General features: G+C 72.6%; 17 protein-coding genes. 6 read left to right on the top strand and 11 right to left on the bottom strand.

What is annotated here, in order from left to right:
• Window positions 1-62: 62 nt before the first annotated feature.
• A complete protein-coding gene (locus tag EU555_RS22165; protein ID WP_135417406.1) occupies window positions 63-1,424 on the bottom strand; it encodes an NAD(P)H-dependent oxidoreductase in 1,362 nt (453 codons plus the stop codon).
• A gap of 191 nt (window positions 1,425-1,615) precedes the next feature.
• On the bottom strand, window positions 1,616-2,542 hold the full coding sequence (locus EU555_RS22160; RefSeq protein ID WP_135417405.1) for a LysR substrate-binding domain-containing protein: 927 nt from the start codon (window positions 2,540-2,542) through the stop codon (window positions 1,616-1,618).
• 307 nt (window positions 2,543-2,849) lie between these two features.
• Here EU555_RS22160 and EU555_RS22155 point away from each other — a divergent pair, with 307 nt between their 5' ends.
• Both EU555_RS22155 and EU555_RS22150 read left to right on the top strand, forming a co-directional pair.
• On the top strand, window positions 2,850-3,881 hold the full coding sequence (locus tag EU555_RS22155; protein ID WP_135417404.1) for a TRAP transporter substrate-binding protein: 1,032 nt from the start codon (window positions 2,850-2,852) through the stop codon (window positions 3,879-3,881).
• A complete protein-coding gene (locus EU555_RS22150) occupies window positions 3,878-5,752 on the top strand; it encodes a TRAP transporter large permease (RefSeq protein WP_135417403.1) in 1,875 nt (624 codons plus the stop codon). Before EU555_RS22155 ends, EU555_RS22150 begins: the two co-directional genes overlap by 4 nt.
• Before the next feature lie 83 nt (window positions 5,753-5,835).
• Here EU555_RS22150 and EU555_RS22145 read toward each other — a convergent pair whose 3' ends face one another.
• The 5 genes from EU555_RS22145 to EU555_RS22125 all read right to left on the bottom strand — a co-directional run bounded on the left by EU555_RS22145 (window position 5,836) and on the right by EU555_RS22125 (window position 12,598).
• The gene (locus tag EU555_RS22145; protein ID WP_135417402.1) at window positions 5,836-6,621 is read right to left on the bottom strand and encodes an SDR family NAD(P)-dependent oxidoreductase; all 786 of its coding nucleotides are present in this window, start codon (window positions 6,619-6,621) and stop codon (window positions 5,836-5,838) included.
• Between the two features lie 13 nt (window positions 6,622-6,634).
• Window positions 6,635-8,026 (bottom strand): four-carbon acid sugar kinase family protein, encoded by a 1,392-nt coding sequence (locus EU555_RS22140; RefSeq protein ID WP_245524432.1) that lies wholly within the window; start codon window positions 8,024-8,026, stop codon window positions 6,635-6,637.
• A complete protein-coding gene (locus EU555_RS22135; RefSeq protein ID WP_135417401.1) occupies window positions 8,023-9,285 on the bottom strand; it encodes a ribulose-bisphosphate carboxylase large subunit family protein in 1,263 nt (420 codons plus the stop codon). Before EU555_RS22135 ends, EU555_RS22140 begins: the two co-directional genes overlap by 4 nt.
• A gap of 308 nt (window positions 9,286-9,593) precedes the next feature.
• On the bottom strand, window positions 9,594-10,622 hold the full coding sequence (locus tag EU555_RS22130; RefSeq protein ID WP_245524431.1) for a CorA family divalent cation transporter: 1,029 nt from the start codon (window positions 10,620-10,622) through the stop codon (window positions 9,594-9,596).
• 107 nt (window positions 10,623-10,729) lie between these two features.
• On the bottom strand, window positions 10,730-12,598 hold the full coding sequence (locus EU555_RS22125; protein WP_135417400.1) for a M3 family oligoendopeptidase: 1,869 nt from the start codon (window positions 12,596-12,598) through the stop codon (window positions 10,730-10,732).
• 350 nt (window positions 12,599-12,948) lie between these two features.
• Between EU555_RS22125 and EU555_RS22120 the strand changes: the two genes are divergently transcribed.
• The 4 genes from EU555_RS22120 to EU555_RS22105 all read left to right on the top strand — a co-directional run bounded on the left by EU555_RS22120 (window position 12,949) and on the right by EU555_RS22105 (window position 18,083).
• Entirely contained in the window at window positions 12,949-14,436 is a 1,488-nt protein-coding gene (locus EU555_RS22120) for a sigma-54-dependent transcriptional regulator (RefSeq protein WP_135417399.1), read from the top strand.
• Between the two features lie 241 nt (window positions 14,437-14,677).
• On the top strand, window positions 14,678-16,804 hold the full coding sequence (locus tag EU555_RS22115; RefSeq protein WP_135417398.1) for a L,D-transpeptidase family protein: 2,127 nt from the start codon (window positions 14,678-14,680) through the stop codon (window positions 16,802-16,804).
• Between the two features lie 403 nt (window positions 16,805-17,207).
• Window positions 17,208-17,387 carry a hypothetical protein gene (locus tag EU555_RS22110; RefSeq protein ID WP_135417397.1) on the top strand — a complete coding sequence of 60 codons (180 nt, stop codon included), beginning with the start codon at window positions 17,208-17,210 and terminating at the stop codon, window positions 17,385-17,387.
• A gap of 111 nt (window positions 17,388-17,498) precedes the next feature.
• Window positions 17,499-18,083 (top strand): TetR/AcrR family transcriptional regulator, encoded by a 585-nt coding sequence (locus EU555_RS22105; protein ID WP_135417396.1) that lies wholly within the window; start codon window positions 17,499-17,501, stop codon window positions 18,081-18,083.
• Here EU555_RS22105 and EU555_RS22100 read toward each other — a convergent pair.
• From EU555_RS22100 to EU555_RS22085, 4 genes are all read right to left on the bottom strand, one after another.
• Window positions 18,074-18,400 (bottom strand): DMT family transporter, encoded by a 327-nt coding sequence (locus EU555_RS22100; protein WP_135417395.1) that lies wholly within the window; start codon window positions 18,398-18,400, stop codon window positions 18,074-18,076. The two genes, EU555_RS22105 and EU555_RS22100, sit on opposite strands and share 10 nt — an antisense overlap.
• Complete coding sequence (locus EU555_RS22095; RefSeq protein ID WP_245524430.1) at window positions 18,397-19,548, bottom strand: SDR family oxidoreductase; 1,152 nt, start codon at window positions 19,546-19,548, stop codon at window positions 18,397-18,399. Before EU555_RS22095 ends, EU555_RS22100 begins: the two co-directional genes overlap by 4 nt.
• A gap of 257 nt (window positions 19,549-19,805) precedes the next feature.
• Entirely contained in the window at window positions 19,806-21,071 is a 1,266-nt protein-coding gene (locus EU555_RS22090) for an ATP-binding response regulator (protein ID WP_135417466.1), read from the bottom strand.
• Window positions 21,072-21,196: 125 nt separating this feature from the next.
• Window positions 21,197-22,372 carry an FIST N-terminal domain-containing protein gene (locus EU555_RS22085; RefSeq protein WP_245524429.1) on the bottom strand — a complete coding sequence of 392 codons (1,176 nt, stop codon included), beginning with the start codon at window positions 22,370-22,372 and terminating at the stop codon, window positions 21,197-21,199.
• Window positions 22,373-22,445 lie beyond the last annotated feature (73 nt).

The following is a 22,445-nucleotide window of genomic DNA, read 5'->3' as shown; positions in this document are numbered from 1 at the left end:
CGGATGGACGGATCCGGTGAGGGACGCCGCCGGCCGGACGGGCCGGCCGGCGACGCTTCAACTCAGGCCGCCTTCTGCGGCGCCGTCCGGCGGGTCTCGTCCTCCATCTGCCGGCGCAAGCCCACCACGTCGAGGTCGCTGGTGAGCTCGACGTCGTCGACGCTCACGATCTGGTCCTTTCCGACCGGGCGCTTGAGCTTGACGTTGTGGGCGAGCCCGATCGGCAGGGCGTTGAGCGCCAGGCTCTTCGTCGCCGGGATCGCGTTCGCCCACACCGCGTAGCCGCCCTCGCCGTCGAGCATCTCGCCGGGCTTGAGGTCGCGCTTGGCGGTCGCCACGGCGTCGCCGCGGAACTCCTTCGAGCAGCCGGTCGGCTCGCCCCGCAGCACCGCCGAGAGCACGCTGACGCTGGTCTCCAGCCCGATCATGTGGAAGGGGCGCCACATCGAGCCGTACCAGCCGGACGGGTCGGTGAGCAGGCCGTACTGGCGGAAGCAGGCCCGGGTGTACTCGCTCGTCGCCTTGAAGGTGACGAAGACGCCGTACCGGATGTTGTTGAACACCTCGCGCCCGTCCGGCTCCTGGCTCGCCGCGATGTCGACGAGGCCCGACCGCGGCAGCCTGCCGCCGTCGCTCACCGGGCGGAAGACCCGGGCGAGGTCGTGCAGGCCGGTCGGCGGGAAGGCGAGGCCGTCGTCGGGGCAGTCGAGCCCGGTGCCGTTGGCCACCGCCGCCATCTCGATCGCCGCCTTGGTGCCGTCGGTGAACGAGTTGTACATCTTCGGGTTGAAGTCGCCCTTCTTCACCTCCTCCTCGGACCAGCCGAAGAAGCCCCACACGGTGTCGGGGGTGGAGTAGCGGTAGCGCGGCTCGAAGTTCATGCCCTTGCCGGCCGAGGTCAGCTCGAAGCCGCAGGAGCGGGCCCAGTCGACCAGTTCGCAGATGATCGCCGGCTGGTCGCCATAGGCCATGGAGTAGACGACGCCCTTGCGGCGGGCCCGCTCGGCGAGCAGGGGGCCGCACAGCACGTCGGCCTCGACGTTGACCATCACGACGTGCTTGCCGGCATCGATCGCCTGGATGGCGTGGCGGATTCCGGCGATCGGGTGCCCGGTCGCCTCGATGATGCACTCGACCTCGTCGCAGGCGCTGAGCGCGCCGGCATCGTCGGTGACGCAGGTGCGGCCGGTCCTGATCGCGTCGCCCAGCGAGGTCGCGGCGTAGCGCTCCGCCGGCCAGCCGACGCGGGCGAGGGAGTCGCGGGCGCGGCCGACATTGAGGTCGGCGACGCCGACGACGTGCATTCCCTCGATGCGCTGGGCCTGGGCGAGCACCATCGAGCCGAACTTGCCGGCGCCGATCAGGCCGACGCGGACCGGCCGGCCGGCCGAGGCGCGGGCGAGGAGCAGGGTGGACAGGTTCATCGTTTCCTCCGTTTTCCGCCGACCGGGCTCTCGTCCGCTCGCTCCGGGCTGGATGCCGGAGGGCGGGGCCGGTCTCGGGGCGCGACCGTGGCGGGCGCCTGGAGCGGCCCGGCGCGGTCGTGACGGCCGAAACGCTAGAAGCGCGCTTCGTGAAGGACAATCCAGATTTCCAGCGCCACCGTGAAGCGCCGCTAAAGGTTCGTCTCGGCCCGCTCCGGCGCCCAGGCGTCGCGCTCCCTCGCCCAGGCATCCCGTTCCCGGCGGATCCAGTCCAGGAAGGCCCGAACCTTGCGGTGCCGCAGGTGGTCGGGCGGGCAGGTCACCCACTGGGTGACGAGGGTGATCCGCGGGGGCGTCCGCAGCGGGCAGGCGAGCCGCCCCGCCCGGAGGTCGCCCCACAGCATCAGGTCGCTCTCCAGCGCGATGCCGAGGCCGGCGGCGGCGGCGTCGATCGCCATGTGGGTGCGGTCGAACAGGAGCCGGCGCCAGCGCGAAGCCGGCACCACGCCGGCGAGCTTGAACCAGTGCGCCCACTGCACCTGGGATTTCACCGAGTGGATCAGCAGGTGGCGGGGCAGGTCCTCGGCCGCGAGGCTGCCGGGAGCGGCGAGGGAGGCGGCGCAGACCGGCCGGAAGCTCTCCTCGACCAGGCCCTCGGCGAACAGCCCCGGCCAGCCGCCGGTGCCGTGCCGGATCTCGATGTCGACGCTCTCCTTCTGGAACGCCGTCGGCTCGTTGGTGCCGTCGAGGCGCAGCTCGATGTCGGGATGCGCCTCGATGAAGCCGGCGAGCCGCGGCAGCAGCCACTTGGTCGACAGGCTCGGGGTCGCCCGCACGGTGAGCGTCGTCACCGACCGGAAGCCCTGGATGCGCTGGGTCGCCTCCATGATCCGGTCGATCTCGGTCCCGATCATCTCGAAGTAGCGCTCGCCCGCCTCGGTCAGCACGACGTTGCGGCCGGCCTTGCCGATGAGGGCGGTACCGAGGCTGACCTCGAGCGCCTGGATCTGCTGGCTCACCGCCGAGGGCGTGACGCCGAGATCCTCCGCCGCCCGGGTGACGCTGCCGGAGCGGGCGACGGCGTGGAAGACCGTGATGGCGCGAAGCGGGACCGACATCCCGACAGTTTAGCGACGCTACACGAACATGCAAATATTCTGGATTGTCCTACAAGAAGCCGGTTCCTAGTGTCGTCCGATAGCGAGACGAGCCGCCCCGCGCCCACCCGAGAGGTGCGCTGCCAGCGAGGGCGCCGACAGGGAGGACGACGAGCGCGAGACCGCGCTTCACGCCGTGCGCCATCCGGCCCGCCCCGGCTCACGCCATGACCGACGGGGCGGCGCCCAACGCCGACACGCCACATTACCCCGACGAAACGATGCCGCACCGCAGCAAGCGCGGATGCCGGCGCAGTGGAGGAAACCCATGACGTCGAAGACCGGATTCACCACCGGACCGTCGCGCCGCCTCGTCCTGGCCGGCGCGGCCGCGTTCCCGCTCGTCGCGATCCGCACCGGCCCGGCGCGCGCCGCCGAGTTCACCTACAAGCTCGCGACCGGCCAGTCCCTGACCCAGCCGATCAACGCGCGGCTCGAGCAGGCCTGCGGGCGCATCCGCGAGGCCTCGGGCGGGCGGATGGAGCTGCGCTTCTTCCCGGCGAGCCAGCTCGGCTCCGACACCGACCTGATCACGCAGGTGCGCTCCGGCGGCATCGAGTTCCTCAACATCGCCGGATCGGTGATCTCGACCGTCGCGGCCGGCGCGGCGATCACCAATGTCGGCTTCGCCTTCTCGGATTACGACCAGGTCTGGCGCGGGGTCGACGGGCCGATCGGCCAGTACGTCCGCACGCAGATCGAGAAGGCCGGCCTCATCGTCGCCGCCAAGGCCGCCGACAACAGCTTCCGGCAGATCACCTCGGCGGCCAAGCCGATCCGCACCCCCGACGACCTCAAGGGCTACCGCATCCGCGTGCCGGTGGCGCCGATCTTCACCTCGCTGTTCTCGGCCCTCGGGGCGAGCCCGACCTCGATCAACTTCAACGAGCTCTACACCGCGCTGCAGACCCGGCTGGTCGACGGCCAGGAGAACGGGCTCGTGGCGATCGATTCCGGCAAGCTCTACGAGGTCCAGAAATACGTCTCCGAGACCAACCACATCTGGGACCCGTTCTGGCTCGTGGCCAACCGGCGCGCGCTCTCCCGCCTGCCCGATCCGCTGCAGGAGATCGTCCGGCGCGAGCTCGACCGCGCCGCGGCGGAGCAGCGCGAGGACGTGGTGCGCCTCAGCGGCACGTTGAAGTCGCAGCTCACCGCCCGCGGGCTGGTCTTCGAGGCCCCCGACAAGGAGGCGTTCCGCAAGGCCCTGAGCCAGGCGGGCTTCTACCGCGACTGGAAGGAGAAGTTCGGGCCCGAGGCGTGGAAGGCCCTCGAGGCGGTGACCGGGGGGCTCGCATGAGCGCCCTCGCCGACACCCACGGGCGGCCGGCCGCCGCCGCCCCTCCCTCGGACTGGCTCTCGGCGGCCGAGCGGGCCTTGCGCCTCGCCGTCGAGGTCCCGGCCGCGATCCTGGTCGCCGCCGAGGCGGTCATCCTGTTCGCCGGCATCGTCTCGCGGGCGATCGGGCACTCGATCATCTGGAGCGACGAGCTCGCCTCGATCCTGTTCCTGTGGCTCGCCATGCTCGGCAGCGTCGTGGCGGTGCAACGGGCTGAGCACATGCGGCTGACCTTCGTGGTCGGGTCGCTGTCGCCGCGGGCGCGGGGCTGGTGCGAGGCGCTCGCCGTCGGGACGGTGTTCGTCTTCCTGGCCCTGCTGATGCACGCCGCCTACGACTACACCGAGGACCAGTCCTTCGTGGAGACGCCGGCTCTCGGCTGGTCGGGCACGGTGCGGGCGCTGGCGGTGCCGGTCGGCTTCGTGCTGGCGCTCCTGGCCTGCGCCCTGCGCCTCGCCCGCCACCGCCTCGCCGACCTCCTGGGCGTCGGCGCGGTGCTCGCCGGGATCGCGGTGCTCCTCGCCCTCGCGGCTCCCCTGCTCGCCGGGATCGGCAACTGGGCGCTCCTGGTGTTCTTCGTCGGCCTGCTCGGTGTCGGCATCCTGGCCGGCGTGCCGATCGCGTTCTCGTTCGCGCTCGCCACCTCGGCCTACCTGCTGACCACGACCTCGACCCCGCTCACCATCGTGGTCGGGCGGATGGACGAGGGGATGAGCAGCCTGATCCTGCTCGCGATTCCCCTCTTCGTGCTGCTCGGCCAGCTCGTCGACGCGACCGGGATGGCGCGGGTGATGGTGGCGTTCCTGGCCTCGCTCCTCGGCCACGTGAAGGCCGGCATGTCCTACGTGCTGCTCGGCGCGATGCTCCTCGTGTCGGGCATCTCCGGCTCGAAGACCGCCGACATGGCGGCGGTCGCCCCCGTCCTGTTTCCCGAGATGCGCCGGCGCGGGATGAAGGACGGCGAATTGCTGTCGATCCTGGCGGCGTCGGGCGCGATGAGCGAGACGATCCCGCCCTCGATCGTGCTCATCGCCATCGCGTCGGCGACGGGGGTGTCGATCGCCGCCCTGTTCACCGCCGGGATCCTGCCCGCCCTGGTGCTCGCCCTCGTCCTCGCGGCGGTCGCCCGCTACCGGGCCGGAAAGGAGGAGGACGCCGTCGTGATCGCCCGCGCCCCCGTCTCGGTGGTGAAGAAGACGCTCCTCGTCGCGCTGCCCGCCCTGCTGCTGCCGTTCCTGATCCGCACGGCGGTGGTCGAGGGGGTCGCGACCGCCACCGAGGTCTCGACGATCGGTATCGCCTACTCGCTGGTCCTCGGCCTCGTGATCTATCGCGGCGGGCTCAAGCGGCGGGAGATCCTGCCGATGCTGGCGCGCACGGCCTCGTTGTCCGGCGCGATCCTGTTCATCGTCGGAGCGGCGAGCGCCATGGCCTGGGCCCTGACCCAGTCCGGCTTCTCGCACGACCTCGCCCGGGCGATGGCGGCGGTGCCGGGCGGCCAGGTCGGCTTCCTGCTGATCTCGGTCGTCGCCTTCATCGTGCTCGGCAGCCTGCTCGAAGGCATTCCGGCGATCGTGCTGTTCGGCCCGCTGCTGTTTCCGATCGCGCACCAGTTCGGGATCCACGAGGTGCATTACAGCATGATCGTGATCCTCGCGATGGGACTGGGCCTCTTCGCCCCGCCCTTCGGCCTCTGCTACTACGCCGCCTGCATCATCGGCGACGTCGCGCCCGAGGCCGGGATGCGCCGGATCTGGATCTATCTCGGCGCGCTGTTCCTCGGCCTCCTGGTGCTGACCTTCGTGCCGTGGTTCTCGACCGGCTTCCTGTGATGTCGCAGCGCCTTCGAACGGGTCCGTTCGAAGGCGCTGGCTTCGAGCCCGGAACGTCGCCGAGCAGCCGCGAGCGATGACGGTCAGGTCGCGGCGGGTGTGTCCGGATCGCGCGTGAACATCAGGCCCGCCTCGCGGAAGCCGCCATCGACGTTGAGGGTGTGGCCGTGGATGTAGCCCGCCTCGTCCGAGCACAGGAACACCGCGGCGTCGGCGATCTCCTCCGGCGTGCCGTAGCGGCTCATCGGGATCAGGCGGTGATAGGCCGCCCGCGTCGCCCGGTCGTGCATCGCCTTCGCGATCTCGGTCTCGATCGCGCCGGGGGCGATGGTGTTGACGTTGATATTGGCTTGCGCCAGCTCGACCGCCATCACCTTGGTGAGGAGTTCCAGCCCCGCCTTGGCCGCGCCGTAGGCCGCCCGTCCGTTGCCGCCGCGCTGGCCCGACAGCGACCCGATGTTGACGATCTTGCCGCCGCCGACGCGCACCATCTCCCGGGCGCAGGCCTGCGCCACCATGAAGGCGCCGGTCAGGTTGACGCCGATGATGCGGTTCCAGTCGGCGAGGCTCGTCTCGAGGAACGGGGTGTTCGCGCCGATCCCCGCATTGTTGACCAGGATGTCGACGCGCCCGTGGGCGGCGAGGATCCGCTCCATCATGGCGGCGACCGAGGCCGGGTCGGCGACGTCGACGGAGAGCGGCATCGCCGCCGGGCCGATCCCGGCGGCGGCCTCCGCCGCGCCCGCCCCGTCGAGGTCGGCGATGACGACCTTCGCGCCCTCGCGGGCGAAGGCCGTCGCGACCGCGAACCCGATGCCCCGCGCGCTGCCGGTCACGAGGGCGATCTTGCCTGCGAGCCTCTGCGTCATGCCATCGGTCTCCTCACGCGGGGGCGCGGCCGCCCTGCTTGACGGCCGGGAAGAAGTCGGGCCGGCCGACCTGGCCGCCCTTGAGGGCCAGTTCGAGCCCGTCGAGCGGCGTGTCGGCGCCGTGGGCGCGGCAGAGCGGCGAGCCCGGATCGAGGGGGCTGAGCGCCGTGAGCGCGTCGATCCCGAGCTGCATCGCGGCATGGCCCGAGGTGTCGCCGCCCGCGATCACCGCCCGGGTCAGGCGGGCCGAGAGGACGATCTCGCGCAGGGCCCGCCCGAGCCCCGATCCCAGCCGCTCGCTCGCCAGAACCGGATCGAGCCCTGCAGCCTGCACGGCCTCGCGCAGGGCGGCGACGGCCGGGTCGTCGGGACCCGCCGCGCTGTAGATCAGGGGGTCGCGGCCGGCATCGAGCGCGGCCCGCGCCTCCGCGACGGCCCGGCCGATCTCCTGCGCGAAGGCCGCCGCGTCGACGACCCGCCTCGCATCGAGCCGGATGCCCGCGAATCCGTGGTCGAGGGCGTGCGCGATCTGCCCGGCCGTCGCCGGCGAGACCGAGCCGGACACCACCGCGATCCGGGTGGCCGCCGCGCGCCGGGCGACCGGCGCCTCCACCGGCAGGAGGCCGGCGGCGCGCCAATAGGCGACGAGGGCGGCCTCGACCCCCTGCGACCCGACCGCGAAGACAGGGTCGCCACCCCGCTCCCAGATCAGCCGGCCGGCCTCCGCCAGGGTCTCGGAATCGAGCACGTCGAGGGAGACGATCGCCGCGCCCTCCTCCCGGGCCCGGGCGAGGGCCGCGTCGGCCTCGCCCCGCTTCATCGCCACGAAGTCGACGAGGCCGATCGGCAGCGCGGTCTGGCGCGCGAGGTGGCGCCCGAGATCCGCCTCGTCCATCGGCGTCACCGGGTGGCGGGCCATGGTCGGGTGGCGGTCGAGGCGGTAGCCGGTGCCGCCCGCCATCGCGAACAGGTGGCCGAAGCTCTGGTAGCGCCCCATCCCCGGATCGGCGACGACCATCGGGGTCCAGTCGCCCGGAAAGATCCCGCGGGCGATCTCCGTCGCCCGGCCGATCGAGCCGACATGCGGGGCCGAATCGAAGGTCGAGCAGGCCTTGTAATGCGCGACCGGCGCGCCGAGCGTGGCGAGGAGCCGGAAGGCCGGGGGCAGCTCCCGGTCCATCCAGGCCGGCGGCTGCGAGCGCGCGACCCCGGCGATGCCGACGGCGCGATGATCCCGGAACGCCCGGAGGCGCTCCGCGCTCGGGGGTGCGAGGAAGAGCACGGTCTTCAGCCCCGCGAAGGCCAGCACCTCCATCGCCGCCGAGGAGCCGGTGAAGTCGTCGCCGTAGAAGGCGACGAGGGGGCCGTCGGGCAAGGGGCGCGGCAGGGAGCGGGGCGCGCTCACGCCGCGCCCTCGAGCGCCCGGGCCAGCGCCGGATGGGTGCGGGCATGGGCGTTAAGGTCGATGCCGGCGACCGCCGCCTCCCAGGCCTGGCGCAGGGCCGCGACGCCCTCCCCCGGCCCGCCCGGATGGGCGACGATGCCGCCGCCCGCCGTGACGATGAGATCGGTGGAGCCGAGGGCCGCGAAGGTGCCCGGCGCCTGCCGCACCGTCTGGCCGGAGGAGAAGACCGGCATCGCCAGGCACGGCTTGTCGGGAAAGAGCGGGGTCAGGCAGGTGCGCGCCGAGGTGACGACGCTGTCGTCGTCCTCCGCGAACTTGTTGTCGAGGCCGTTGACGTGCATGTGGTCGGCGCCGGCGAGGCGCCAGATCTTCTGCCAGGCGACGTAGGACCAGCCGAGCAGCGGGTGGCGGGTGAGGTAGCCCCAGCCGTTGCGGTGGGCGTGGATCGGCAATTCGGTCATGCGGGCCAGCGCGATCATGCCGACGAGGCCGACCGAGTTGAGGCTCGCCATGATGCAGGTGCCGCCGAGATCCCGCACGAGGTCGTGGCGCTTGCGCATCTCGTCGATCTCGCCGGTGAGGTTGAAGGCGACCATCACCTTCTTGCCGGTGCGCTCGGCGTGATCGTTGACGACGCGCATCACCGCGCGGGCCCGCGCCTCGAAGGGGCAGTGCGGCCCGTCCGCCTGCAACTCGTCGTCCTTGATGAAGTCGATGCCGCCCTCGCACAGGGTCCTGACCAGGGCGGCGGTCTCCTCGGGCCCGAAGCCGACGCTCGGCTTGATGATCGTGCCGATGAGCGGGCGCCCCTCCACCCCGGCGAGGCGGCGCGTGCCGGGAATCCCGAAGCGGGGTCCCGGATAGGCCGCCGCGAAGGCCTGGGGCAGGCGGATGTCGAGGAGGCGCAGGCCCGTGAGCGGGCGCAGCTCGAACAGGTTGCCGGCCACCGTGGCGAGGAGGTTCGGCAGGGAGGGGCCGAGATTCTCGATCGGCCAGGACAGGGTGACGCGCGCCCGGCGCAAGCTCTCCGTCGCGACCCGGGCGGTCGTCGGCAGGGACGGGGCGTCGACCGGCTCGTCCAGCACCTCCAGGCGCTCGACCCGGGCGGCCGAGCGCGCCTTGAGCTCGGGAGTCTCGCCGGGGACGGGCACGAAGGTGCCGCTCGACTGCTCGCCGGCCATCGTCTCCGCCACCCGGCGGGGATCGCTCGCGGTCTCGAGGAGGTAATCCGCCTCGATCCGGATCGGGGGCGCCGTCACGCGGCCCGCCGGGCGTCGAGGGGGCGGAACGGGGCGGCGTTCGTGCGCGCGTCGGGCGCGAGTCCGGTTGCGGCCTGCACGGATTCCTCCCAGTCTCCTCCCGGGGCGGCGCCGGCCCGTCTCCAGGATCCGGCTCTCCGCCTCCCGCGCGCCGGTTGCCGGCGTCGGCCCGGTTCGCGCCCCCGCATCGTCGGGGGCGCTTCCGGCGATGGGCAGCCTAGCGGAGGGCGGGGTCCGCGCAAACGCGACTTCGCCGCACCGGCCTGTGAGGAAAACTCATGCGCTCCTCCCCGCGCGCATGGCCGCCCTCAGACCCTCCGGCCCCCGATTCCGAGCCGTCGGATCAGCAGGAAGGCCGCCGCGGCGGACAGGGCCGCGATCAGGATCGCGATCGTCGAGCCCTCCTCCAGCTCGGCCAGCGGCAGGCCCTTGGTGTTCATCCCGAACAGCCCGGTGACCAGGGTCGGCGGCAGGAAGAGGGCGGTCAGGACCGACAGGGTGTGGAGCTGCCGGTTCGATTGCCGGGCGAGCAGGCCTGACAGCTCCTCCTGCAGGAGCCGGCTGCGGTCGGCCAGCACGACCATGTCACGGTCGAGGGCGTCGAGGCGCTGGGCGATGCGGGCGGCCGCCTCGCGGGTCGCCTCCGGCAGGTCCTCCCCGTCCTCCTCCAGGCGGTGAAACACCGCCCTGAGGCCGTGGAGCTGGCGGTGCAGCCGCACCGCGTCGCGGCGGATCGGCCCGAGCTGGCGGGTCTCGTCGCGGATGCGCTCGTCGAGGATGTGGTCCTCGATCCCGTCGAGGCGCTCGGACAGGGCGGTGCCGCGGGCGCCGATCGCCGCCGCGACCCGGCCGATCAGCGTCTCGAGGAGCGCCACCGGCCCGGCGAGCGACCGCCCCTCCGCCACCGCGTCGCGCACGGCGTCGGGGCCGAGGATCGGGTGCCGGCGCCCGCTGACGAGGTAGTTCGCGCCGAGCACGAAGTGCAGCCGGCCCGTCGCGTCGGGCAGCCGCTCCGGTGCGGCCGGAGCGTCGGCGTCGCGGGAGAGGTCGGCGATGACGCCGCCGACCTGGCCGTCCTCGACCGCGACCCGCTGGTGGGGATCGCTGGCGAAGGCCACCGCGGCGAGGTCCGGCGGGCCGAGGCGCCCCTCCGCCACGAGGCCCGGCACCCGCGCGTCGTTGAGGTTGACGTGGAGCCAGACGAAGCCCTCGCCGAAGCGGCCGAGCCCCGGGACGTCCTCGCCGGGCGCGACGAGGCGCCCGCGCCCGGCGGCGTCGAACCGCATCGCCCAGATCAGGCCCGGCAGGGCGGGCTCGTCGCTGAGGAGAGGGGCCATCCGGGCGTCCTTCGCGTCCCCGCCTGTCCGAGGGGGAACGACCGGGGACGCCGCCGCACCCGGCGGCCGTGGCTAGGGGGCAGGCGCGACGGTTCGATGACGGGTCCTCACCCTTCCATCGCCTCCAGCTCCGCGATCATCCCCTCGATCATCGACAGGCCGATCTGCCAGAAGGCCGGATCGCGGGCATCGAGCCCGAACGGTGCCAGCAGCTCGCCGTAGGGCTTGCTGCCGCCGGCGGCCAGCAGCGCGAAGTAGCGCTCGACGAAGCCTTCTTCCGCCGCCGGGTCGCCGCTCGCCCGCTGGTAGACGCCGTAGAGCGAGTTCACCAGGCAGTCGCCGAACGCGTAGGCGTAGACGTAGAACGGCGAGTGGATGAAGTGCGGGATGTAGGCCCAGTACGGCTCGTAGCCCTCGTCGAGGCGGATCGCGGGTCCCAGGCTCTCGGCCTGCACCGACATCCAGAGGGCGCAGATCGTCTCGGCGGTCAGCTCGCCCTCGCGGCGGGCCAGGTGGACCTTGCGCTCGAAGGAGTAGAACGCGATCTGGCGCACCACCGTGTTGATCATGTCCTCGACCTTGGCGGCCAGCATCGCCCGGCGCTGCACCGGGTCGGTCGTGGCTTCGAGCACCCGGCGGAAGGTCAGCATCTCGCCGAACACGCTGGCGGTCTCGGCGAGCGTCAGGGGCGTCGGCGCCATCAGGGCGCCGTTGGGGCCGGCCAGCACCTGGTGCACGCCGTGGCCGAGCTCGTGGGCGAGCGTCATCACGTCCCGCGGCTTGCCCTGGTAGTTGACCAGCACGAAGGGATGGGCCGAGGGCACCGTCGGGTGCGCGAAGGCGCCCGGCGCCTTGCCGGGGCGCACGGGCGCGTCGATCCACCCGCCGTCGAAGAAGCGCCGGGCGATCTCGGCCATCTTCGGCGAGAACGCGCCGTAGGCCGACAGCACGGTCTCGCGCGCCTCGGCCCAGGGGATCGTGCGCTGCTCGACCTTCGGCAGCGGCGCGTTGCGGTCCCAGTAGGCCAGGCTGTCACGCCCGAACCAGCGCGCCTTCAACCTGTAGTAGCGGTGCGACAGGCGCGGATAGGCCGCCTGCACGGCGGCGACCAGGGCCTCGACGGTGTCGCGCTCGACACGGTTGGCGAGGTGGCGGGCATCCGACACGTCCGAGAAGCCACGCCAGCGGTCGGAGATCTCCTTGTCCTTGGCGAGCGTGTTGGTGATGAGGGTGAAGACCCGCAGGTTCGACCGGAAGACGCTGCTGAGCGCGCCCGCCGCGTCCCGTCGCACGGTCTCGTCGGGGTCCTGGAGCTTGTTGAGGGTGGGCTCCAGCGTCAGCTCCTCGCCCCGCAGGGGGAAGCGTAAGGACGCGATGGTCTCGTCGAACAGCCGGTTCCAGGCCGAGCGGCCGGTCACCGACTTCTCGAGGAAGAGCTTTTCCGCCTCGTCGCTCAGCTGGTGCGGCTTCTCGCGCCGGATGTCCTCGAGCCAGGGGCGGTAGCGCGCGAGCGGCGGGTGGGCGGCGGCGGCGTCGATGCTCGCGTCCTCGATCCGGTTGAGCTCGAGGGTGAAGAACAGGAGGTCGCTGGCCGCGTTGGTCAGCCGCTCCTGGGTGTCGCCGTAGAACTTCGCCCGGCCCGAGTCGGTGGTGTCGCCGGAATAGACCAGGCCCGCATAGGACATCAGCCGGCCGAGGCGGTCCTCGATCGCCTCGTAGGCGGCGACCGCGGTGCCGAGGTTGTCCGAGGCCTCGGTGCCCGCCGCCAGGTCCCTGACGCGGCCGCGATAGCTCTCCGCGAAGGCGCGGCACTCGGCCTCGGCCTGCGCGAGATCGTCGGCGAAGGCGGGATCGTCCAGGCCGGCATAGAGGTCCGACAGGTCCCATTCCGGCAGCGGCCCGAGATCGACGGCGCGGGCCGTGGCCTGGGCGGTGCTCAGGGCGCTGTCCGACGGCGCGGCGGCACTCAGCGGCATGGACGATGTTCCTCTCGGGGTCGCAAGGCGGGGTCGCAAGGCGGGATCGCAAGGGATGCGCGTGCGCCCGGACATATCGGACGGCAGGCGCCCGCGATCAACCGACACGGCCGCGACGGCGACGCCTTGCGGCGCTGCGGCCCCACCCTGGCGTAACCTTCCGTTGGCGTTAAGGGCCACTTCACGGTTGTGGCGCAGCATACGGGTCGAAACGAAACACCCGCGCGATTCGCGCTGCGCCCCCGACCCGCTCGCAGGGATCGGGGCGCACGGCGCGGGAGAGCGGTCCCGCCCGGGGAGCCGGAAGGCTCCGGTTCCCCGCCGCGGTGCCGATCCCTCGAGGAGAACAGATGACCACCACGGTCCTCATCGTCGACGACGATCCCGTGCAGCGCCGGCTGGCGGAGGCCATGGTGCGGCGCCTCGGGTTCGAGCCCGTGACGGCCGAGAGCGGGGCGGCGGGGCTCGACGCGCTGCGCGCGCCCGATTCCAGCATCGACGTGGTGCTGCTCGACCTCGCGATGCCGGGCGGCCTCGACGGGCTGGGCGTGCTGTCCGAGCTGCGCAAGGCCGGCATCGACACGCCCGTCATCGTCCAGACCGCCAACGGCTCGATCGACGCCGTCGTCAACGCCATGCGGGCCGGCGCCGTCGATTTCGTGGTCAAGCCCGCCGGCCCCGAGCGGCTGCAGGTCTCGATCCGCAACGCCCTCCAGGTCGACCAGCTCCAGGACGAGATCCGGCGGATGCGCCGGCGGGCGTCCGGCGCCCTCAGCTTCCGCGACCTGACCTCGAAGAGCCCGGATATGGGCCGGGTGATGCGGCTCGCCGAGCGGGCGGCGAAATCCACCATCCCGGTGCTGATCGAGGGCGAATCCGGCGTCGGCAAGGAGGTGCTGGCCCGCGCGATCCAGGGCTCGGGCGAGCGCCGCGGCAAGCCCTTCGTCACCGTCAATTGCGGGGCGATCCCCGACAACCTCGTCGAATCGACCCTGTTCGGCCACGAGAAGGGCGCCTTCACGGGCGCGACCGAGCGCCATCTCGGCAAGTTCGTGGAGGCGTCGGGCGGCACGCTGTTCCTCGACGAGATCGGCGAACTGCCCCTCGACGCGCAGGTCAAGCTCCTGCGGGCGCTGCAGGAGGGCGAGGTCGATCCGGTCGGCGGGCGCAAGAGCGTGCGGGTCGACATCCGGCTGATCTCGGCGACCAACCGCTCGCTCCTCGACCTCGTCAAGCAGGGCCGCTTCCGCGAGGACCTGTACTACCGCCTCAACGTCTTCCCGATGACCCTGCCGCCCCTGCGGGCGAGGCGCGAGGACATCCCGGACCTCGCCCGCTCGTTCTGCGCCCGGTTCGCGGCGGAGGAGGGCAAGCGGGTGCGGGGCATCGCGGCGGAAGCGATGGCGCTGATCACCCGCTACGACTGGCCCGGCAACGTGCGCCAGCTCGAGAACGCGCTGTTTCGGGCCGTGGTCCTGGCGGACGGCGACGAGCTGACGGTGGCGGAATTCCCGCAGATCGCCGCCCAGGTCCAGGGCTTCGACGTGCGCATTCCGCCATTGCCGGCGGCGCCCGAGCCCGGCACCGGGCCCGCCCCGGTGCGGGAGATCGTCCGGGTCGAGGTGCGCGACCCCCACGCCCTCTCGCTGGTCGCCGAGGAGACCGGCGAGATGAAGACCATGGAAGGGCTCGAGGGCGAGATCATCCGCTACGCCCTGCAATTCTACCGCGGTCGGATGTCGGAGGTCTCCCGCCGCCTCGGCATCGGCCGCTCGACCCTCTATCGCAAGTTGAAGGAACTCGGTCTCGACGACGAGAAGGCGGAGGACGCCGCCTGATCCGGGTCTGCGTGACCCGTCGTGGTCCGAAGAAAACCGCATTTGGCGAGTCTTCAGCCGGAATCCGGCCGCATCCCGTGCGGCGATCACTGACCCTGCGGCAGGCCGGTCTGGCCGAACGCTCCGGCGGCATGCCGCCGGAGTGTGGCAGGTGTGCGATGGCACGGCATCCGATTCCGTGTTGACTAACCTAGATTACCAGCGTGGCCGCTCCTTCGGCCGCGGCTTCGAGGAGAGGACCATGGCTCCCAGGCGCAAGGTCGGCAGGAACGCGGGTGCGGCGGCCACCCTCGCGGTGCTGCTGGCCGCACAGGCCGGCCTGCCGGGGCCCCGGGCCGAGGGCGTCGCCGCCGGCAGCCCGGCCGCGCGCGCGCCGGCCGCGCCCGCCCCGGCGGTCGTCCCCCTGCCGGGACCGCCGGCTCCCGAGGCAGGCACCCCGAAGACCGTCTCCGCCACGGCCTCCCCCGACGCCGTCCCGGTTCCGCCCGCCAGCCCGCCGGGCGCCGCGGCTCTTCCAAGCGCCGCGGCTCTTCCAAGCGCCGCGGCTCTTCCAAGCGCCGCGGCTCTTCCAAGCGCCGCGGCCCTGCCAGGCGCTGCGGCCCCTTCGCCCACCGCAACCCCTTCGCCCGCCGAGGCATCGCCCGCGCCGGCCGAGACGGCGGCCCCCGCCCTGCCCCCGCCCGCCCCCGGCGACCCGGTCGCCGAGGCGGTGGCGGCGCGCCTCGCCGACCCGGGCTTCACCCTGATCCGGCGCCTCACCGCCAAGCAGCGCGAGGCGATGCAGGCCTTCTACGCGCTCGGGGCGTTCAAGGCGGTCTGGCTCACCGAGGCCGGCTGGAGCGACGCCGCCAAGGCGGTGATCGCCCGGCTGCAGGCGGCGGGCGAGGACGGGCTCGACCCCCTCGCCTACCCGATCCCGCTCCTCGACCCGCCCAATGCCACCGCGGCCGACCGGGCCGAGGCCGACCTGAAGCTCTCCGCCGCCGCCGTGCTCTACGCCCGCGACGCCCGCGGCGGGCGCATCGACCCGCCGCGGCTGTCGCGCTTCGTCACCCCGAAGCTCGACCTGCCCGGCGCCGACACGGTGCTGACCCGGCTCACCCCGGCGGGCGCGACGGCCGGCGGCCTGCTCCAGGCCTACAACCCCGCGCAACCCGGCTACCTCGCCCTCAAGGCGAAGCTCGCCTCGCTGCGCGCCCAGCAGCCGAACCGCGCCGTGCCGATGGTGCGCCTCCCCAAGGGCCCGGCGCTCAAGACCGGGATGCGCGACCCCCGCGTGCCGCTGATCCGCGCCCGCTTCGGCCTCGGCGGCGCCCGCGACGCCACCGCCTACGACGACGGCGTGGCGACCGCCGTCGCGAGCTTCCAGCGCGAGCGCGGCCTGAAGGCGAGCGGCGTCCTCGACCCCGCCACGGTGGCGGCGCTCGCCGGGCCGACGCCGGGCAAGCAGGAGGCCGACCTCCTCGCCAACATGGAGCGCTGGCGCTGGCTGCCGGCGGAACTCGGCCGCACCCACATCTTCGTCAACATCCCCGACTACAAGGTGCGGGTGATGCGCGACGGACGGGTGCTCGACGAGGCCCGGGTGATCGTCGGCAAGCCCGAATCCCCGACCCCGATCTTCTCCGGCGAGATGACCTACGCGGTGGTCAACCCGTCCTGGACGGTGCCGCCCTCGATCCTCAAGAGCCAGTTCCTGCCCGGCCTCGCCCGCGACCCGAACTACGCGGCGCGCCTCGGCTACCAGGTGGTGCGGCGCGGCAACGGCATCGCCATCCGGCAGCCGCCGGGCGAGCGCAACGCGCTCGGCTTCATCAAGTTCATGTTCCCCAACGACCATGCGGTCTACCTGCACGACACGCCGAACCGCAGCCTGTTCTCCCGCTCCGAGCGGGCGCTCAGCCACGGCTGCGTGCGCGTCGACGATCCGTTCCGGTTCGCGCAGGTCGTGCTCGGGCCGAACTGGCCGACCGAGCGGCTGCAGAAGCTGATCGGCAAGGGCGAGCGCACCGTGATGCTGCCCGAGAAACTGCCGGTCCACCTCGCCTACTTCACCCTGGAGGCGGACGGCTATGGCGGCTTGCGCAGCCTGCCCGACCTCTACGGCGTCAACGCCCGGGTGAAGGTGGCGCTCGGCCTCTCCACCGAGGCCCTGCCGCCCGAGGCCGGCCAGAAGCCGAAGACCGCCGGACCGAAGCCGCCCGGTACGGCGCCCCATCACCGCGACGTCGCGCAGCAGCAGGGCGCCCCCCGTCCGGCCCCGCGCCGGCCGGTGGCGACGGCGACGGAGCCGCCCGAGCCGGCCGTGGTGCAGCCGGCGCCGGACTACTTCGGGGAGACCGGGGCGATCCGGCGGGGATGGTGGTAGGAGGCGGGCGCTGGGATTGCCCCGGATCGCATGGCACGGGCGATCCCGAGCAGGGGCTCGCCGCCGGCGTGCCGGCGGCGGACCTCGTCGTAGGACAGCCTGCCATCGCATCCGGCTCTGTGCCCCCGCTTCCAGCTCTGGCTTGGAGCGGGCGAAGGCGCGGTCGCGCCGGGCGGGACGAGCGGTCGAGCCAGGGAGGGGCGGCAGGCTGCGCAATCGGGCATGGGCATCGTGGAGCCAGCGTTCGACGGGCTGCCGCATGTTGGTGAGCAGCTGCCATCGATCGGCGACCTGCTGCGCCTGGGGAGCGCCGAGGCTTGCGCCTCGGGCATACTCGGTCGAGCGATCCCGGGCGACGAGTTCGACGCTGGCTGGCTGCGTCCAGTTGCACGGGGATGATGAGGTGATCCTCGTGATGCTCTACGAACCGCGCGACACGGCGCTCGGGGATGGCGAGGGGAATATCCATGCCGCCCACGATGGGGAGGGCAGGCCTCCCCATCAGCGGCCCGAGTCGATTCACCGCCATCCACGCAAAACGAGCAAGAACCCGATCCGGGGCAATCCCAAGGCTCTGGCCTGACTGGCCCGGGCGCGGCATACCGCTCACCGATGACGCGGGGCTATCCGGGATGGAGGAGACCCGCGCCTCTTCCCTGTTCCGGACAGCCTCGGCGGCGACAGGAGACAGGACGTGCCGCGGCAGGGATCATCGAAGCGCGAGGCGATCGTCGCGGCCACGAAGGCGCTGCTGTGGGAGCGCGGCTACGAGGCGACGAGCCCGCGGGACGTGCTCGAGCGCAGCGGCGCCGGCCAGGGCAGCCTCTACCATCACTTCCCGGGCAAGCGGGAGGTGGCGGCCGCGGCGCTCGCCGAGATGGCCGAGGAGGAGATCGCGGTCGTCGACGGGCTGTTTGCCGCCGGCACCCCGCCCCTCGACCGCGTCCGGGCCTATCTGACCCGCGAGCGGCAGGCCCTGCGCGGCTGCCGCCTCGGCCGCCTCGCCAACGAATCCGCCATGGAGGAGCCGGCCCTGCGCGAACCGGTCGCGGCCTATCTCGGCCACATCCAGGCGTCCCTGCGCGCGAGCCTTCGGGAAGCGGAGGCGGCCGGGAGCCTGTCGCCCGGGATCGAGCCCGGCCCGCTCGCCGCCGCGCTGATCGCGGTGATCGAGGGCGGCTACGTGCTCGCCCGGGTGCATTGGGACGAGGCCGCGATGCGCGAGGCGATCGACGGCGCCGTTCAGCTGCTCGCCGCGGTGACCCGCCCTCAGGCGTGAGCCTGGGCCGCCGCCAGGATGCCGACGCCGAGCGCGATCACCCCGATGCCGAGGATCATCAGCGGCGTGACCGGCTCGCCGAACAGGATGGCACCGCCGACCGCCGCCCCGACCATGCCGATCCCGGCCCAGATCGCGTAGACGACCCCGATCGGCAGCATGTCCATGCTGGTCGACATCAGCCAGAGCGCGGTGCCGTAGCCGAGCACGACCAGCAGGGTCGGGCCCGGGCGGGTGAGGCCGTCGGCGGCCTTGAGCGCGAGGGTCGCGGTGATCTCGGCGCCGATCGCCACCGCGAGGGTCAGGAACGGGTTCATGCGCTCGCCGTCAGCGGCAGGGACGGGGCCGGCGGCACGAACATGTCGAGGTCGTCGGCGAACTGCTCGGTGATCTCCGGCGCGTTGGCGAGGCAGACCTTGAGGTAGTCGGCGAAGGCGGGCGGGGGCGGGAGGCCTTCCGCGAGGAGCCGCGCGTTCGAGAAGGTCAGGTCGAGGGACGAGAAGGCGTAGTAGGCCCGCACCGCCCGCAGCATCGCCTGCTTCAGGGAGCCGTCGAGGCCGAAGGTCTCGGCGAAGCGCCGGCGCAGCAGCGCCCGGTCGGCGGCGAGGTCGAACCGGGTGAAAGTCCGGACGCCGCCCGCCGGATCGGCGGCCTCGAAGGCCCGCATCAGGTCGTGCCAGGTGGCCCGCGCGCGAGCGCCGGCCGAGACGTGGTAGAGGTCGTGGGCGAGCTGCGACTTGCGCAGGAGCCCGAGCAGGCTGTCGGCGACCCAGTCGACCGGGACGACGTCGACGGCGCTGTCCGGATCGCACGGCACCAGGCGCAGCCGGTCGGCGGCGCGGATCACCCACAGGATGCTCGAGCTCGGCGCCGCGCCGAGCGTCGAGTGCCCGACGACGATCGACGGGCGGGCCACCACGATCGGCAGGTCCGAGAAGGTGCCGGCGAGGGATGTCTCGGCCGCCGCCTTCGAGACCGTGTAGGCGACGAGGTGGCGGGCGTCGCGGGACGGGTAGGCCGCCTCCTCGACGAGGGACGGCGCCTCGGCCCCGCAGATCATCGCGGTGCTGACATGGAGGAAGCGGGCGAGGCGCGGCATGGTCCGCGCGCGGCGGGCGAGCGCCAGGGTGCCGTCGTGGTTGGTGCGGCTGACGCGCTCCTCGCCCCACCACGAGGTGTCGGCGGCGAGATGCAGCACGTGGGTGACGGAATCGAGCCGCGGGTCGGCGTCGAGGTCGGCCCGGGTGAAGTCGCCCGGCACCACCTCGACGGAGCGGGCGAGGCGCTGGGCGGTGAACGGGTCGGTGAAGCGGGACAGCCGCGCGGCGATACGCTGCCGGCCCTGCTCGGCGCTGGGGCAGCGCACGAGGCAGACCCACTCGGTCCCGTCGCGCCGGCTCAACGCCTGATGAAGAACGGCGCCGCCCAGAAAGCCGGTTGCGCCTGTCAGTAGTATCCGTCCCACGCTGGACCTCCCCGCGTTCAGGAGAGATGCCACATGCGAGCGGACAGATAATCCCTTCCAGCGGCACCAAACTCGTATTGATGCTGTATGTTGCGTGCGCGCAACCGTCCATGTCTCATTGTGCTTAGATCATTCGTGCCATTCACCGAGGAAATCTCGAGAGATGGTCCTTCGCGATCGTCCACGTGGCCTAAGACTGAGCGAAGGCCATCATTCTCCCGCCTGCGGGACATCTTTCGGAAACAATCGCGGAGCGCTCAGCCCCGGCTCAGGAGGTGGGCGAGCAGCGCCCGCAGCTGGGCGGGCTTCAGCGGCTTGTGGACGAGTTCGCAGCGGGCGGCCCGCACCCGCGCCTCGACCTCGGCCGAATGGTCGGCGGTGGTGATGACCGCCGGGATGTCATGGCCGTGGACCGAGCGCAGCCAGGCCACGGTGTCGAGGCCGCAGGCGCCGCCGTCGAGGTGGTAGTCGGCCACGACCACGTCGGGGCTCCAGGTGGTCCCGAGGAGCCGCACCAGGCTCAGGTGGTCGCGGGCCGCGAAGGCGTTGGCATCCCAGCCGTGGAAGAGCCGCGCCAGGGCCTCCAGGGCCGCCTTGTCGTTCTCGATGAGGGCGATGCGGGCGCCGGTGAGGCTCGTCGGCGGCACCAGCGAGGGGGCGGGCCGGGGCGGCTCGGGGGCGCAAGGCGTCAGGTGCAGGCTGAAGCGCGAGCCGTGGCCGACGCGGGAATCGAGGCTCAGGTGATGCCCGAGCGCCTGGGCCGAGCGGCGCACGATCGCCAGGCCGAGGCCCAGCGCGATCTCGCCGTCGACGCTCTCCCGCCCGCCGCGATGGAATTCCTCGAAGATCAGCTCCTGCTCGCCCTCCGGGATGCCGGAGCCGGAATCGACCACGTCGATCCGGATCTCGGCCCCGCGCTTGCGCGCCGCCACCAGCACGCCGCCGGCGGCGGTGTAGCGGATCGCGTTCGAGACGAGGTTCTGGAGGATGCGCTGGAGCAGCACCAGGTCGCTCGCCACCCAGGCTTGCCCGCCCCGCACCGAGAGGCGCAGGCCCTTGCGGGCGGCGAGCGGCCCGAAGCTCGCCTCCAGGCTCTCGAGCACGTCGGCGACGCGCACCGGCCGCACCACCGGCTGGATCAGCCCGGCATCGAGCTTCGAGATGTCGAGGAGCGTCTTGATCAGGTCCTCGATGGTCTGCAGGCCCCGCTCGACCTGTCCGACGATGCCGCGGGCCTCCGGCCCGACCGGCATGTCGGCGAGCGCCGAGAGCGACAGCCGGGCGGCATTGAGGGGCTGGAGCAGGTCGTGGCTCGCGGCCGTCAGGAAGCGGGTCTTCGAGCGGTTGGCCTGCTCGGCCTCCTCCTTGGCGGCGGTGAGCGCCTGGTTCGACCGCTCCAGGCTGCGCATCAGCGCCGTCAGCTCCTCGGTGCGGGCGCGGACCTGGCCCTCGAGGGTGATGGCGGTCTGGAACAGCGAGTAGGCGCTGCCGCGCTGGTCCATCGTGCGCTCGACCTGGGACATCAGGGCGGCGTTGATGCGCTCCAGCTTGGCGATGCGGCGGTGCAAGGTCGCGACGTCCTTGGTCGCGACGTCCTCGGCGGCGACGGCGTCGCCCGCCGGCCCCGCCTTCGCCTCGTCCGTCCCGGTCACGGGCCGGCGGGCCGGCCGATGGCGATGCCCGTGAAGGTCTGGTTCAGGTGCATCGACCGGTACTGCTCGCCGTAGGTCTCGAAGCCGACGACGTTGTAGTGCCGGTAGAGCTCGGCGATGCTGTGGCGGGCCTGGTGGATCTCGGCGTCGAGGCGGCGCAGCACGCATTCGAAGCCGATCACCAGGTCGACGCCACCGAGCCGCGCGTCGAGCCGCGCGAGCTCCTCGCGGGTCGCCTCGACCAGGTCCTTCTGGCGCGCCAGGGTCAGGACCACGCCGCTCTCGATCGCGCAGTGGAAGCTGAGCGACAGATCCGGGTTGAGGTGGCGGATCGAGCGGCAGAAATAGTCGCCGCCGACCCGCACCACCAGCGGGTGCGCGGCGAAGCTCGTCGGCGTGAGCGCGTCGGGATCGAGGCCGAGCGCGTTGGCGTACTCGACCGCCGCCGGCTCGGCGTTGAGCTCGCGCACCGTGCGCTGCTCGTGGTCGGTGTCGGTGACCACGAACTTGACGCCGGTCGGCTCGAAATTGTCGTTCTTGAAGATCTCGACCGGGAAGTCGGACTCGACCAGCAGCAGGATCGCGGCCCGGCGGTGCACCCGCCCGTCATGGATCAGCGCCGTCTCGGAGAAGGTCAGCTCGTCGCCCGCCGAGCCGCCGACCAGCGGCACCCCGTCGAGCCCGTAGCCGATCGCGGCGATCACCGTCTCCTCCGCGTTGGCGAGCCCGTCGATCAGCGAGATGGCGAAACGCTGCCCGCCGCGAGCGATCGTCTCGAGCGCGCAGCGTAAGGAGCGGATCGAGGCGGCGGCCCGCTCGGCGTCGAGGTGGTCGACGGATTCCAGCACCGTCGAGGCGATGCGAAAGCCCTCGTGCGGGAAGGCGATCGCCACGAGGCCGCGGTCGAGCCCGGCCATCGGGCTGATCTCGCCCGAGGAGGTGCAGCCGGCGACCCGCACGCCCGGGAAGGCGCGGGCCAGCGCGGCGTTCAGCGCCTCGACCCCGTAGGCCGGCGAGAAGAAGATCACCAGATGAGCGATGCGGGTGACGTCGAGGGAGGACGCGAGCGCCGCCACGGCGGCCTCGGCCCCGGCGGCCTCGGTCCAGGCCGTCTGAATCCCGCAACGATGCGAGCGCGTGCGCGTGCCGTGCGCCGAATCTCCCCGCGCCAAGGACTCCCTCCCGTCTCGCCGGCTCCGCCGCGGCGTTGCCGCATTATGCGACGAGGGGTTGCGCAAGGCAACG

It is taken from the genome of Methylobacterium nonmethylotrophicum (genome assembly GCF_004745635.1).
Taxonomy (GTDB): Bacteria; Pseudomonadota; Alphaproteobacteria; order Rhizobiales; family Beijerinckiaceae; genus Methylobacterium; species Methylobacterium nonmethylotrophicum.
Note: the sequence above shows the minus strand (reverse complement) of the source record. Positions and strands in the feature narration are given on the sequence as shown.